The 15,481-nt window shown below is 39.8% G+C and carries 8 protein-coding genes; 3 read left to right on the top strand and 5 right to left on the bottom strand.

Going from position 1 to position 15,481, the window contains the following annotated elements:
- Positions 1–53: 53 nt before the first annotated feature.
- The 4 genes from BBI00_RS15245 to BBI00_RS15230 form a co-directional block, all read right to left on the bottom strand.
- A complete protein-coding gene (locus BBI00_RS15245) occupies positions 54–1,571 on the bottom strand; it encodes a SusD/RagB family nutrient-binding outer membrane lipoprotein (RefSeq protein ID WP_065399548.1) in 1,518 nt (505 codons plus the stop codon).
- Positions 1,572–1,590: 19 nt separating this feature from the next.
- Positions 1,591–4,749, bottom strand: coding sequence for a SusC/RagA family TonB-linked outer membrane protein (locus BBI00_RS15240; protein ID WP_065399547.1), 3,159 nt, complete (start codon positions 4,747–4,749; stop codon positions 1,591–1,593).
- A 272-nt stretch (positions 4,750–5,021) separates the two neighbouring features.
- Positions 5,022–6,626, bottom strand: a complete 1,605-nt coding sequence (locus BBI00_RS15235) for an autotransporter assembly complex protein TamA (protein ID WP_065399765.1) — start codon at positions 6,624–6,626, stop codon at positions 5,022–5,024.
- A gap of 133 nt (positions 6,627–6,759) precedes the next feature.
- Entirely contained in the window at positions 6,760–7,554 is a 795-nt protein-coding gene (locus tag BBI00_RS15230; RefSeq protein WP_065399546.1) for an SDR family oxidoreductase, read from the bottom strand.
- Positions 7,555–7,903: 349 nt separating this feature from the next.
- Here BBI00_RS15230 and BBI00_RS15225 point away from each other — a divergent pair, with 349 nt between their 5' ends.
- From BBI00_RS15225 to BBI00_RS15215, 3 genes are all read left to right on the top strand, one after another.
- The gene (locus tag BBI00_RS15225; protein ID WP_065399545.1) at positions 7,904–10,792 is read left to right on the top strand and encodes a SusC/RagA family TonB-linked outer membrane protein; all 2,889 of its coding nucleotides are present in this window, start codon (positions 7,904–7,906) and stop codon (positions 10,790–10,792) included.
- A 26-nt stretch (positions 10,793–10,818) separates the two neighbouring features.
- Entirely contained in the window at positions 10,819–12,327 is a 1,509-nt protein-coding gene (locus BBI00_RS15220; protein ID WP_065399544.1) for a RagB/SusD family nutrient uptake outer membrane protein, read from the top strand.
- A 125-nt stretch (positions 12,328–12,452) separates the two neighbouring features.
- Positions 12,453–14,276, top strand: coding sequence for an alkaline phosphatase (locus BBI00_RS15215; protein WP_065399764.1), 1,824 nt, complete (start codon positions 12,453–12,455; stop codon positions 14,274–14,276).
- Positions 14,277–14,460: 184 nt separating this feature from the next.
- Here BBI00_RS15215 and BBI00_RS15210 read toward each other — a convergent pair whose 3' ends face one another.
- Complete coding sequence (locus tag BBI00_RS15210; protein ID WP_065399763.1) at positions 14,461–15,441, bottom strand: phosphatidylinositol-specific phospholipase C; 981 nt, start codon at positions 15,439–15,441, stop codon at positions 14,461–14,463.
- Positions 15,442–15,481 lie beyond the last annotated feature (40 nt).

Here is a 15,481-nt window from a genome sequence, read left to right as displayed (position 1 = left end):
TAATAGGATTTTCCTGCGATTTCTTTGTTTATATAAAAAATAATCAGTTTTTTCTACTGTAACCACCACGGTTTGGAGTTGATATTGTCATTTCCTCCGTATTGGGCCGCAAGGGCCGCTTTTAAATTATTGCTGTTATAGCTGTATTCCGATTGCGGATATCTGAACCTGAACGGAGCGGGAACTCCGGCTTTTAAAGGATAATTCGGATATCCGGTTCTTAAATAATCCTGATAAGAAGTCCATTGTGCCTGGTGAAACATGGTCATGTACTTTTGAGTCATGATTTTTTCCAGTTGGGTCTGCAATGGGTCTGTATCATTATAAACCACTAAAGGAGTCGTCAGATACTGGTTCACATCAAAACCTGTAAAATACTGTCCCGGATTTTTCACATACGTCTGGTAAAAATTAAAACTGGCTTTGATGGCATTGTCATAATGTGTTTTTGCAGATCCGGAAATCCATCCTCTGGCGGCTGCTTCAGCAAGAATAAACTCAAGCTCTGAATAGCTTAATACAGAAGAAGGCTCATTGGTAGGATCTTTATAGAAACGGTCGTTAACCTTTGAAATATTTTTTGCCGTGATCAGGGCGGCATTATCAGAATAAGGTGAAGTAGGGTTTCCGCCATTGTATCCGGAAAAATCTGTAATAGGCTTTCCTGCTTCCTTCGCACCGGTAGTTTGGGCAGCAAAAGTAAATAAGCGGGGATCCTGTCTTTCTTTAAACAGGTTGATGAAGTAATCAGCCATATATAAACTAGATCCGTATCCGCTGTTATTAAACATGGTATATCTGCTGTCTGCAGCATCTGCAAATTTTAGCTCTCCGTTATCGGCAATTGAAGTCATCAGAGGCTGGCTTCCCGCAATAGATGCAAATTCTGTAGCCACAGTATAGTTTCCTACCGTAGTCTTTTTAGAAAGGGTGATCAGGATTTTCAGGCGGAAGGAGTTGATCAGCTTTTTCCATTTCGAAGCATCTCCTTTGAAGATAATATCCCCTTCAATTTTATCACTGGTATTGATGAGGTCATTGGCTTCTTTCAGCTCTGATAAAATTCCGGCCATGATGGCTTCCTGACTGTCGTACTTCGGCTGGGTAATTCCGGATTCACCTTTTACGGCTTCCGAATATGGGGCGCTTCCCACTTTCAAACTGATATTGAAGAAATGATAAGCCCTTAAAAATTTGCCAATCGCTATATAATTTTTATTATTGATCTTTTCAGCTTCCTGCATCATTTTTACCGTATTCAGAATCGCTTTCGTATAGACCTCAAAAGAAGTATCATTCCACTTCATGTACTGATACGTATTTTCTCCATCAGTACCGATCATCATTCTTGAAGCGTACATATTATCGCCGTTCACCTGGAAGGTTTCTTTTGATGCATAAGTCAGAAGATATTTGGGATCAATGCTTGCCTGGTCATTAGGGTTTTCATTGATCTTATCAAGGTTAGACTCACAGGAGGCCAATGACAGAAATCCGGCAGCGATTACCGTTCTTATCAGTGCTTTTGCCGTTCTGCGACTGAATCCTTTTGTGTATATACTATTTTTCATTGTATTGAAGTGCTTTTAATTAAAACTTAAGATTAAACCCTATTCCAAACCATCTGCTTGACGGATCCTGTATGTCATTCGTGATATCATCCGTTCTTCCTGATCTGATCTGGAAATCCGGATCGGAATAAAGATTTTTCGATTTTTTCCACATGGCCAGGTTATAGGCGGAAATATTAGCAGTGAAACCTTTTACCATTCCTTTAGGATTCAGTAATGAAGAGAAATCATATTCTAATGTTACAGACCTTAGCTTGATAAAAGTCCTGTCGAATACATTGGCAAACTCTTCACTTTCATCCTGTGTTACCCTTGCCTGATACGGGTAGTTTTGCGCCCAGTCCTGGAAGCTTATGGCTTTGGTATGCGGTGTATAAAGACCTGTAGAAGGATTGTAATTAACTCCATCCGGTACAAAATAGTAAGTTCCCGGAGTTGCATATTCAAGATCCCTGTAGGCTACAGAATTAGGATGTTTTCCTCCCCACCACATTTTTTCTACAACCTGAGATCTCATGACGCCGCCGATGCTTCCATCAATTCCGATATTCAGAGACAGTTTTCTGTATTTGAAAGTGTTGTTGAAACCGAAAGTCCAGTCCGGGTTGAAATGCCTCAGATTGCTTGGTGTGTTTGCCCTTGTCGGCATTCCTGATTTCGCATCCAGGATCACTTTGCCGTCCGGAGACTTCTGCCATGTGTAGTCATAATAGCTGTCCATTCTTTCGCCCAGTTTGATATTCTTGTAATTCGGCATATTATTATAGATGGAAGTCAGCTTTTGCTCATATGTACTCCAGTTGATCAAAGTTTTCCAGGTAAAGTCAGCCGTTTTTACAGGAACCAGACCAAGGGAGATTTCAAATCCTTTTGTAGTGTATTCATTACCGTTTACATATTGTGAGGTAAAACCTGAAGATTCTGCACTTGGGAACTCCAGAATATTATTATAATCCAGGGTTCTGAAATAAGTGGCGTCTAAAGTAATTCTGTTATTGAGAAATCCTGCACTCAGCCCCAGCTCATAAGACTTTGTCTGCTCCGGTTTCAAAGAATTTTCAACATTCAGGATGGTAGGGTAGTAAAACGTAGGATTACCGTTGAACGTGATTCCTTTATTGTTCAGGTAATAATTTCTGATGGAATAAGGCTGGAAGTCATAGGCTACTTTCGCCCATGAAGCGGAAAGTTTCAGTAGATTAACAGACTCCGGGAGTTTGACAAGGTTGGAAATCACGGCACTCACCGATGCAGAAGGATAAAAGTAGGACCTGTTGGCTTTAGGAAGTGTGGAAGACCAGTCATTACGCCCGGAAATATTGATGAAAAAAGCATTGTACAGTCCGATGTCAATCGTTGAATAGGCACTGTAGATCAGCTTTTCTTTCAGGTAAGTATATTTTTTTAAAGCTCCGATAGAGTTTTCAAATGTATACACTTCCGGAATTTTCAAACCGTCTGTGGACGTTTCATTGATATTGTTTTTATAATAAAAGGTTGAACCTCCGGCATTGATGGCAATATCAAAATTCTCAGATATTTTCTTCTTATAGGTTGCCAGTACATCGTAGTTGAGGTTCCAGGTTTTATTATCTTTCAGAATATAGCCCCCGCTTCTCGGAGCACTGTAGTTGAAATAAGAGTATGGGCTCAAGGTTTCTCTTTTGACGTGGTTTTCAACAATTGATATTTTACCTTTTACGGAGAAATCTTTTGTAGCTTTATATTCTAATCCAGTCTGAGCATTGATAATGTTGGTCCTGTTCTGGTTTTTATAATATTCAGCTCCGAACCATGGGTTATTGTACCAGGCATAGTTCCAGTTGGCCTGAGACCTTCCTTCTTTTCCGGGAACCCACATATGGTTTTTCAGTGCTCTTCCGTCTACATCTCCTCCCATCCAGATCAGGATCGTGTACATATGTCCGCTCGGATTATAATCATAGTTGGGAATATTCGGTGTGAAAGCCTGGTTGTAATTGAATTTCGTATCAAAGATCAATTTCTCTCCGAGATGATTTTCAGAGGCGAAGTTGATGCCATACTTCTGAAGGTAAGAATTAGGAACCCTGTCATCATAGTTCATGAAGTTCCCTGAAAGTCTGTAAGTATCCTTATTATATCTGTAGCTGATCGCAAAATTATTATTGTTGATCACTGCAGGCTTTAAAAATGTTTTTAAATTATCATGGTAAGTCCAGTCAATGGGAACCCTTTCGTACCTTGATTTATCATTGTACTGAGTATCTGTCACGGCTCCATACCATGGAATAACCTGTCCGGTAACTTTATCCCTGATCGGACTGTTCCATTGAGCAATCTGAAGCCCCGGAACAAATTTGGGCCCCCAGATCATATCTCCGTCATTCACCCCGCCATCGGCTCCGTCCCAGAATTCATATTTTCCGTGGGAACCGTTTCCGTATTCTGTCTGGGTTTTCGGAAGATTGGTAAAGCCTCCCGTAATCATGGTATTTTGAGAAAACTCTACGGAAAAACCTTTCTTTTTTGCACTTTTTGTTGTGATCAGAACGGCTCCGTAACGGCCTCTTGATCCGTATAATGCAGAAGCGGTAGCCCCCTTCAGTACGTTGATATTTTCAATATTATTAGGATCTAAATTCTGAAAAACCTCCTTGTCTACAATCACTCCGTCAATAACAAAAACCAGATTGGAGTTTCCTCTTAATGTAAACTGAGGTGCCTGCTGCATCCCTGTAGGATTGGAAACATTCAGACCGGCTACCTGTCCTGAAAACAAATTACCGATACTTGGTGTAGTGATTGTTTCGAATTGCTTTGTGCCTACTTCCTGAGTGGCATAGCCTATCTTTTCTTTCTTTTTGGCAATTCCCAGTGCGGTAATTACTACTCCCTCGATCTGTTTTTCATGCGTCTTTGTCAAAACAATGGAATACTGCCTTTTTGAAGAAACCTCAACGGTATATACAGAAAAATCAGGAGCAAAGAATTCAAGAATGTCCTTCGGATTGGCTGTAATGGTAAAATTACCATTTTCATCTGTCGTAGTGGTCTTTCCAGTATTTTTATCCGTAATATTTACCCCGGAAACACTCGTGCCGCTTTCAGATTTTACATTTCCGGAGATGGCAACCTCTTGAGCTGTAATATATAAGGGAAGTAAAAAAACTGCAAATGTAGCTAAAGTTTTCTTCATTTTTTTTGAATGCAAATTTAGCCGGGCACTATTACGTAAAGTTTAATGCGATGTTAAAATAAAAATACGATTTTAATATTTTTTAACAGGGATAATTAATAAAAAAGTAAAGCGGGAAATGACCTTTGTATAGGGATTTTTCTTTTATTATATAGTTATTAATAATAAGGCAGGAAGCTGGAATCAGGAAGTTATTTTGGATATTAGGACCGCTCAGAAAACAAATAGTAAAGCTGGGAAATACATATTTCAGTCTTCCCTCTTTTTTCTTCTTAAAACCTGCTCAGGATTCCCCAATGGATTTTAATATCATTGAATTTAAACGGATTTCCAAACTCATTACCATTCGACAGCTGGAAGCTCATCAGCCCGATCGGGATAAAGAAATTGAAACCGAGTCCCACACTGTAGAGTTTGGGTTTTACCTTGAGTGATTTGTTATTGAGCTGTCCGTATTGTCCGAAGACATCAAAAAATGCCTGATTGCCTATGAGGTACCGGTATTCTAAACTTCCGTAATAATAATAATCAGCGGCCAGAGAGTTCTCATTGAATCCCCGCATAGAATTCCAGCCCCCGAAACGGTATAATTCATTGGCAGAAAACTCTACCTTAGAATCCATCATGGCACCTTCTGCTTTTATGTTCAGGAAATGGTTGCCGGAGATATTATAATTGTGTTCACCGAAGAAATAAAACTGATTCTGTGTGGCTTTGGTATTGTCTTTGGAATAAGTGGTTGTCAGGAAATCATATCCGGCATTGATCCTTGTTTTGTAAAGAAAAAGGTCAATATCGGTAGGCTCTGTCATTTCATACCAGATCCCGATCCCCCTTTTATTATAATCTTTCCCCTGAACGTATAAGGAATCAATAATGGTTGAGGTTTCTAAGGTTCCCCTTAGCCCGATTTTGTTACGGTTATTGATGTGATAATAAAAAGCGGGAAGGAATTTTACATTGGCGAATGTTGAATCCTGTCTGTAGATATTCACCTTGGCATTCATCCCTACGTTCGATTTAAAAAGATAGGGAATATCCACCTGAAGGTCAAAATTCTGTCCTTTGTCAGGGTTTCTCTGCCAGTAAAGATTGATGGTTTCAAAACCATTGAACATATTCCTGAAATTGACGTTCATGGTTCCGTTTAAGGTGAACTTCTCTGTTTTGTCATTTCCAAAACCTATGACCCCGTCAAAAGTATTGGTCTTTTTCTTTTCGAGAAACAGGTAAATATTCGTGGAATCTTTGGTGAACAGGGTCTGCGGTTGCCGTTCCAGTGTCAGAAAAGGATGGCTCTGAAAGTTCTTGTTGATGGCCAGAAGATTCTTTTCATCATAATTTTTTCCTTTGAATTCCTTTTCCAGGTTTTTGATGAACCTTTTAGGAACCTTTTCATATCCCTTGACTACAAAACCGTCGATCGTTCTTTTATCGTTTTTATTGATATCCAGCTCTACGATGGGAAAGCCGTTCTTCTGACCCTTGTATTTGGATTTGATCCTGCTGAAAGAATATCCGTCATCAATATAGCTTTTGTTGATGCTTTTCTTGGTAGAGTCTAAATTTTTAGTGAAAAAATCTTTCCTGATTTTTAATTTCAGGGCAATGGAATCTGAAAGATCAACATAGGTTTCGTTGAAGTTTTTTCCTTTATCATAAAAAATTTCTGTACTGTCCCCTTTTACTCTGACCTCTTTCAGCTGTGTGAAAAAATAATTATTCTGTGCCAGTGAATCCAGGAACTTTACGGCAGAAACCGAATCTTTTACCTTTTTTTTGACCTTGGTCTCCGTATCGATCAGCCAATACTGCTTTTTCTGCGCTTGGGTAAAAACGCAGAACAGTACAAAAAATATTTTTAAAAGTAATTTCAATTTGTCATTCTGAATATACATCAATGCTTACGAACACAGTTCCGCAGCGGAATGAAGAATTTTTATAAAAATACAAAAAGATCCTTCACAGCATTTCATTCCCTTCAGAATGACAATGCGTCCTATCAATCAACTAATTTTTATCCAGTTTATTATACTTCTTCATTAAATTCTCATAAATGCCCTGCGGAAGAATCCATTTTAACGGAACTCCGATCTTCTGTCCGAATTTACCAAAATAATAATGGGCTTTCCATTTGTTCTTCCCCAGCAGCTTTTCAATGTATTCTGCCACTTCCAGGGGCTCTGTCCCTTCATCCACGTGAGCATTCATCAGGGCATATACTTTATCAAAAACCTTTTGATAAGGCTGGGAAACCTGAGCGATCACCCTGTTTTCTGCAATATTGGTTTTAATATCCCCTAAATGCAGTGAGCAAACGTCAATATTCCATGGATACACTTCATACCTCATGGCTTCAGTCACCTTATCCAGAGCAGATTTTGAAGCAGAATAAAACCCACGGAAAGGAAGACCCATTTCACTCCCGATACTGGAAACATTGATGATCTTTCCAAATTTATTTTCACGCATTTTCGGAAGAACAGCACTCATCATCTGAACGGCACCTGCGAGGTTCAGGCTGAACAATTTCAGGATGTCTTCCTTTGTAGAATCTTCTACAGCTCCTACCATTCCCATTCCCGCATTGTTGATCAGTACATCAATTCTGCTTTCTGACTGTAAAACCCCGGCAATAGCATTCTGAACAGCAGTGTTATCGGTAACATCAGTTGGGATCGATTTGAAATACTGACTCTCTGTATATTTCCTGCTTAATCCGTATACTTTGTGCCCTTTTTTACCAAAATATTCGGCTAATGCAAATCCGATTCCTGATGAGGTTCCTGTAATGATAATGGTCATTTGATCTGTACAATTTTAATTTCAGCAAATGTAAAAAAAGAAAAATGAAGTCTGTTATTTATTATCTCCGAAAATAGTTTTAATCTGATCACTGATAAGCCTTTATCCTTCGTAGCTATTGTCTCCGACGGATCATAAACTTAAAACAAACTTAACATAAAATAATAGTTCGGATAAAAACGGAATGATTACTTTATTTGTTTATTGTGTTGAAAAACAGTGGTTTAATTTTTGATTGTGGTAGGAGGAGTATGCAAAAAGCTAAAGATTCTTAATAAAAACATAAGAAAATCTTAATGAGGCGAGGGAAAGAGCTGTTCTAATTTTGCATCTAATCAAAAAGGATGTCATGAATGTATTTAAAGTCCCTGTCTCAGTCACTTATTTAACGGGTAGGGTATTACTTATTGGGGCAATATCAGCTTCACCGCTGTTCCTCGCTCAGAAAAAAGACAGTTTGAATGAAAAATCCATCGACGAGATTGTTGTTGTAGGATACGGAACGCAGAAAAAATCTAAAGTATCCGGTGCTGTTTCGGAGGCTTCACTGGATAAACTTACTTCCAGGTCCCTATCCGGAGTAGGAGAAGTGCTTCAGGGGAAAGCTCCCGGAGTCACAGTGGTGAATGAAGGAGGTGATCCCAACGGTTCTCCTAAAGTGAACATCCGTGGTTTGGGTGGGGTAAACGGAGAAACACCTCTTTATGTGATAGACGGAGTTGTTTTTAATGGAACACCTTCTATTAATCCTAATGATATCCAGGATATTTCTGTCCTTAAAGATGCTTCTGCCGCTATTTACGGGGCGAGGTCTTCAGGAGGGGTTATCCTTATTACAACAAAAAGAGGTAAGAAAGGAAGTTTAACCGTAGATTTTGATGTCAAATACGGAACCAACCAGGCATGGAGACTGAAAGAATCCCTAAATGCCGCTGAATTTCAGGATGTAATGCGCCAGGCGTATGATAATGCAGGAAAACTGAATAGCCTTCCTTTAGCCTTCAATGCTGAAAAATATGCTGACGGAGGAATCACCAGAACCAACTGGATGAACGAGATTTTCCGTACGGGATCTGTTCAGGAGTATAATGTAAACCTTAGTGGAGGAAGCGAAAAATCCAGATTTTTTGTAGGAATGAACCACAGGAATCTTGAAGGGATTTTACTGAATACTCAGGCAAAACGGTATAATTTCAGAGTAAACTCTGAGCATAAAGTCAAAGATTGGCTTACCATCGGAGAAAATATGTATTATAATTATTCTGCAGGGAATACGGCCAATACCAAGAACGGCTATACCGGAGCTTTGGTTGCAGCAATGTATTATCCGCCGAATGTTCCGGTATATACGCCAACGGGAGCTTTCTCAGGACTGCCTATTGATGTGGCGGGAGGATACGGTGATATGATCAACCCTGTTGCCTATCTTAAAAGGATCAGCATTCAGAACCCAACCCATGAGATTCTGATCAATCCGTACATAGAAGTAGCCTTGCTGAAAGACCTGAAATTCCGTTCTAACTTTTCCCAGACATTCAGGATAGGAAACATCAAAGAATTTACCCCAAGAGTATTGGAAGTAGGAAAAATATTCGATACCAATAGTCTGGAATATCAGTCTAACACCCTGTCAACCTCTCTTGCAGAGCAGCTCCTTACGTACAAATTAACAGCCGGTAAGCACAATTTTGATTTCCTTGCAGGGTTTACTTTTCAGAAAACCACAGAAGAAGGATTCAGTGCAAAGGCCTTTGATTTCAGAAGTGAGGCGGAAACTTTCAGATATCTTCAGAATGCAGCAGATACCAACAAAGAAGTTTACAGTTACAAATACCAGCAGGCTCTGATATCCTATCTGGGCAGGGTCAACTATGACTATGCCGGGAAATATATCATCAGTTTACTGGGGCGTAGGGACGGAACCTCTCTGGTTGCAAGACATAACCAGTTTGCCAACTATTATTCCGTTTCCGGGGGATGGGTGGTTTCCAAAGAGAATTTTTTGAACGATATTTCATGGCTTTCAAGCCTGAAGCTGAGAGGAAGCTACGGGATTTTAGGAAATCTTGGCGGAGCCTCCTATCAGGCAGTGAATCCATTAATGATAAGATATAACAATGTCATTTTCGGACAGGATCCAACCCAAAATATTGCTTATTATTCTACAACGCTTCCGAATGCTGATATAAAGTGGGGAAAATCTGAGCAGACCAACTTTGGGGTAGATGCCTCGTTCCTGCACAACAGCCTTTCTTTACAGTTTGATTATTTCGTGAAAAATTCAACAGATCAGATTTTCAATGTCAACCTTTCCAGTACGGCAACACTGGTTGATCAATATGTAAATGCCGGTTTATTTCAGGATAAGGGCTATGAATTGGGAATAAATTACAATGGGAAGAAGTCAGGAGATTTCACGTATTCAATCGGGGCAACTTTCAGTCAACTAAAAAATACGGTGAAGCAGTTGGCGACTGTGGATGAGATCTTTATCAACAGCAATAATGTTCGTGGAGTATTGAAACCTACCCGTGTAAAAGTGGGAGAGTCCCTTTATTCTTATTACGGTTATAAAACTGATGGAATCTTCCGGACGCAGGAAGAAATCAACAACTATAGAGATGCCAACGGAAACCTGATCCAGCCAAATGCTAAACCGGGAGACATTAAATTCCTGAAGAAAGACGGAAATACTGGAACACTGAATAACAATGATTTTGTAAACCTTGGAAATCCTTATCCTAAATTCTCTTACGGACTTTCCTACAACATGACCTGGAAAAATTTTGATCTTAACCTGTTCTTCCAGGGAGTGTATGGAAACAAAATATTCAACGGGATGAAGTTTATTTCTTTAAATCCAGGAGGTACAGGACAGAACTATAATATGGACCGTGACATCCTGAATGCCTGGACTCCTCAGAATACCAACACTGATATTCCAAGGCTTGTGCATGGGGATCCAAGCGGCAACTATTCAAAAGTATCGGATTTCTATGTAGAAGACGGTTCTTACCTGAGACTGAAAAACCTTACAATAGGATATTCGTTACCAAAAGAACTTTATAATAAGCTTAATGTCAATAAAGTAAGGGTATACGTGACAAGCAATAACTTGTTTACCATTACCAAATATACTGGGTTTGATCCTGAAGTAGGAATGGATACTTATGGTGTGGATACCGGAAGATACCCTCAGGCCCGTTCATTTATTTTCGGAGTGGAAGTGGGATTGTAACCTAAAATAATTTAAAAAGTAAAAAAATGAAATTTTTCAATACCATAATTTTAGCAGCAGGAATATCCGCAGTAATGCTGTCCTGTACCAACGAGCTTAATATAGACCCTGAAGGAACGCCTACAGAAGCCAACTTCTGGAAAACAGAAAATGACCTGATCACAGGAGCCAATGCGATGTACAGACCGCTTTCCGACAGTGAATTTTATGGAAGAGGTTTTTTCTGGTTCATTAATGCCAGTGACGATATGGTGACCGGAAGATCAAAAAGTGAAGCAGATAATGTGAAGAACTTCAGCAGTAATTACATTGCCGCAGGCGATCTGGAAACCCAGTGGAACAAAAGATATTCCGTGATAGGAGTTGCCAACAGTGTTATCCGCAATGCCGATAATATTCAGGCTTCACAGGCTGTGAAAAACAAGTATGTGGGGGAAGCTCTGTTTATGAGCAGCAGGATGTACTTTGAGCTGGCTTATTCCTATGGAAATGAAAAAGCAGGTATCCCGATTGTGGACCGTACGCAGGGACCTAATCCAAATCCTATTCCCAGAACTGCCAATGTTATGGAAAACTACAATTATATTGTGAATGACCTGAAAAAAGCAGCAGAATTATTACCTACCCAGGCAGAGCTTCCTGCCAAAGATTACGGGAGGCCTCATAAAGCAGCAGCATGGGCGTTATTGGCAAAGGTATACCTGTTTATGAAAGACTGGAAGAATGCAGAATACTGGGCGAATGAAGTAATGACGAAAGGAAACAGAAACCTGCTGAATAACTATGCTGATGTTTTCAAAGCTGAAAATAATTATAGTTCAGAATATATCTGGTCTATACCAAGTACTCCGAAATTTAACGCCGTGGGCAGTATCCTTCCGGGGGTAATGCTTGAAAATAAAGGATGGGGAGAGTACAATGGCTGGGGATATTTTCAGCCTACAAAAGAATTATATGATGAATATGAAACCGGAGATCAGAGAAGAAGCACGACCATTCTTAAAATTGGAGACAAGTTTACCTTTAACGGAAAGGAAAGAACATATGCTTCTACCAATTCCCTTACCGGATATCAGTTTAACAAATATATGGATGCCTTCAAATATCAGCTGAACAGCGGCCACGTAAGCGCCAATGGTGATTATCCGTGTACAGATCTTGCAGTTCCTATCATGCGTTATGCTGAGGTGATCCTGATCAAGGCAGAAGCTTTACTGATGCAGGGGAAACCGGCTGACCAGGAAATCAATATGATCAGAACCCGTGCAGGCTTGTCTCCGAAAAACGGATGTACAATGGCAGACCTGAAACATGAAAGACGTTGCGAGCTGGCAGGTGAGTGGGCAGACAGACACAGGGATCTTGTACGTTGGGGAGATGCACAGGCAACGTATGCGAAGCCTCTGCATGGTATCAACGGACAGGTGGTCTGGGCAGCAAGAAACTTTAATCCGGCCATACATAATGTCTGGGCAGTTCCACAGGCTGAAATCGTCAACAGTCATGGAGTTATTAAACAAAATGAAGGCTGGTAAAATTTAATCTTATAGATAATCCATCATATCATCGCAGGAATTTCTGCGGTGATATGGTTTTTTCAAAGGTAGTATGAGCAGATTGTAAAGCGTTGTATTCTACCTGTAAACAAAAGATCAACAAAATGAAACTATCAAAAATATTGGCTGTAATGGCCTTAGCTGTTTTTTCTCAGAATCAGGCACAGAATTATCTGAATTATAATGTGGGAAATGCACATTCACATAATGATTACATGCAGGAAATTCCTTTCTGGCAGGCTTATTATGCAAATTTCGGTTCCATTGAAGCAGATGTGTACCCGGTAAAAGGTAAACTTTGGGTAGCCCACACGGAAAAAGAACTGTCATCAGACAGAACACTGGAAAATCTTTATCTTGACAATATTTCAAAACAGATTAAGCTGAATAAAGGAAACATTTATCCCGATGCCGGTAAAAAGCTGCAACTGCTGATTGATATCAAACAGGACTATAAGACAGCGCTGAGTATTTTAGTCAATACCTTGAAAAAATACCCGGAAATTACCGGAAATTCAGGTATTAAAATTGTGATCACAGGAGGAAGACCTCAGCCGGCAGATTTTAAAAACTATCCGAGTTATCTTTATTTCGATGGCGATCTGGATCAAAACTATTCAACAGATCAGCTGAAAAGAATCGGAATGTTCAGTGCAGATCTCCCGGGACTGGTAAAGTGGAATGGAAAAGGAATTCCAAGAGATGAAGAAACAGAAAAAATAAAACAGGCAGTGGAGAAAGCGCACACCCAACAGAAGCCAATGCGCTTCTACGGAGCTCCGGATTTTCCTAATGCATGGGTAAACCTTATGGATCTTGGAGTAGACTATATCAATACAGACCATATTCCTGATCTTAAAAAATTCATGAATGCCATTCCGAAAAATTTCTATAAAAATACAAAGGAGTATCCTGTGTATACCCCAACCTATAAAACAGACGGCGTCAGCAAAAAAGTAAAGAATGTCATCCTTCTGATACCGGATGGAACCTCTTTACCCCAATATTACGCTGCTTTTACAGCCAATAAAGGAAAGCTGAATGTTTTCAACATGAAATCTACAGGCTTATCCAAAACCAATTCTTCCAATGCTTACATTACCGATTCAGCACCGGGATCTACCGCATTTGCAACCGGAGTAAAAACCAAAAATACATTTGTAGGAGTTGATCATATGGGGAAGGCGCTGGCACAGATTCCGGACATCATTGCAGATAAAGGATTGGTTTCAGGGTTGATTTCGACTGGAGATGTAACAGATGCTACTCCGGCAGATTTCTATGCCCATTCTGATAACAGAAACAGCTCTGAGCCCATCCTGAAAGATTTTGCAGCTTCCAAAACGAAAATTCTGATCGGTGGACCCACAAGCGGCCTTACCCAGGAGAACCTGCTGAAATTTAAAGAGACCAAAATAGATTTATATCAGGATCTGAAATCGGTGAATAAAATCACTAACCGTACGCTGATCATCGATCCGCTGGCTTCACAACGGGTGTCTCAAAGAGGAAACTGGCTGGCTGATGCCTTTGATCTTACATTAAATGATCTGAAAAATAATAAAAAAGGATTTTTTATGATGGTGGAAGCTTCCCAGACAGATGGCGGAGGCCATAGCAACAATATTGAGCAGCTGGTAACAGAGCTTCTGGATTTTGATCATGTGGTAGGAAAAGCGATGAAGTTTGCTGATGAAAATAAAGAAACCTTAGTGATTGTTGTGGGTGATCATGAAACCGGAGGGTTGACCCTTCTGGACGGAAACCTTAAAGAAGGATGGATATTCGGAAATTTCAGTACCAATGATCATACTTCCATTCCGTCAAGTGTTTTTGCTTATGGTCCTAATTCTAAAGAGTTCACCGGATTGTTTGAAAATACAGAGATCTTCAATAAAATTATGGAGGCTTACGGAATCCGGAAATAATGTATTGAGTATTAGTTTAAACTCTCGCAGATTTTGGAGATTACGCAGATCATGTGCTTTAAAAAATCTGATCAATCAGTAAGCGAAAATCTACTATTTTTAAAAGCCGGATATTTAAAATTAAAAATAAAAAGGCTGTCTCTCGTTGGGGAGACAGCCTTTAAATATATCTAACAAAAATTGATCAGAAATTGGTCTTTACAATCAGCTCAGACAGTTCGGCATTGACAAAATCCATCGGCATAATTCCGTAAGTCCCTTTGGTATTGTTTTGAAAGAATGTTTTCAGCTTAGGATTAATGCTGTTGGAAACGGTAGGAATACTTGGGATTCCAAAAATTCCAGGTTTGTAACCACTTGTGAAGTTGATGAAAAGCTTCCCGGTGGTATCATTTTTTGCTTCATTCAGAAGGTTCAGTATTCCGTTCCATTTATCATCATTATTGGTTACCTTGTAATAATCCTGAACTTTAAGCTGTGCCGCAGAATTATTAATTTCAAAAGTGGTATTATCTGCCCATGATGTAGCATTGATTCCTTTAGCCGTGTTCGCAGAAAATCTCCTTAATAATTTGATCTTTCCTCTTACATCGCCAAGGTTGGGAATGGTAGTGCCCAGGTCCCATTTGGCAGAATTTTTCTGAACATAGGAATCAAAAGTCTGCTCAAAACTTCTTGTCGTATTGGAAGCGTCATACTCTTCTTTTACAGACATGATAATTGTTTCAGACGGATGGCTGTTCAGGAAAGCATAACAGGCATTAAGTACATCATCAAAATTCAGTTTTTGGTAAATTGCTCCGTGATGGATGGTAAAAGAGTTGTCGATATGCCTGCAGCGGATATCCAGAAAACGGACTCCCGCATCCAGCTGTTCAGCAATGCTGAGGTCTTGTGTTTTTGCCGTACCTGATACAACAGGGGCATCTACACGAGCTCCTGAATCATGCGTTCCGGGAATGGAAATTTTTGAAATGGAAATATTGTCCTGAAGATTAGCCATCCAGCTGTTCATGGCAACAGGAACCAAAGCCGCTTTAAGATTTGCTTTTCCTGAAGCTATAACCGTTTCATTGGAATCTCTTTCAAGAATGTTGTCGTTGGAACAGGAAAGTAACAGACTTGCAGCAGCAATACCAAGGCTGATTGCTGTTAAACGTCTCATGCTGTGTTTAAACATAGTTTTATTTTATTTTTATTGTCAC

Origin of the sequence: Chryseobacterium arthrosphaerae (genome assembly GCF_001684965.1) — a bacterium.
GTDB lineage: Bacteria > Bacteroidota > Bacteroidia > Flavobacteriales > Weeksellaceae > Chryseobacterium > Chryseobacterium arthrosphaerae.
This window is presented reverse-complemented; position numbering and strand designations above follow the sequence as displayed.

Excerpts from the sequence above, each read along its gene's own strand:
- BBI00_RS15245 (WP_065399548.1), bottom strand. The coding sequence starts at position 1,571 with ATGAAAAATAGTATATACACAAAAGGATTCAGTCGCAGAACGGCAAAA.
- BBI00_RS15240 (WP_065399547.1), bottom strand. The coding sequence starts at position 4,749 with ATGAAGAAAACTTTAGCTACATTTGCAGTTTTTTTACTTCCCTTATAT.
- BBI00_RS15230 (WP_065399546.1), bottom strand. The coding sequence starts at position 7,554 with ATGACCATTATCATTACAGGAACCTCATCAGGAATCGGATTTGCATTA.
- BBI00_RS15225 (WP_065399545.1), top strand. The coding sequence starts at position 7,904 with ATGAATGTATTTAAAGTCCCTGTCTCAGTCACTTATTTAACGGGTAGG.
- BBI00_RS15220 (WP_065399544.1), top strand. The coding sequence starts at position 10,819 with ATGAAATTTTTCAATACCATAATTTTAGCAGCAGGAATATCCGCAGTA.
- BBI00_RS15215 (WP_065399764.1), top strand. The coding sequence starts at position 12,453 with ATGAAACTATCAAAAATATTGGCTGTAATGGCCTTAGCTGTTTTTTCT.
- BBI00_RS15210 (WP_065399763.1), bottom strand. The coding sequence starts at position 15,441 with ATGAGACGTTTAACAGCAATCAGCCTTGGTATTGCTGCTGCAAGTCTG.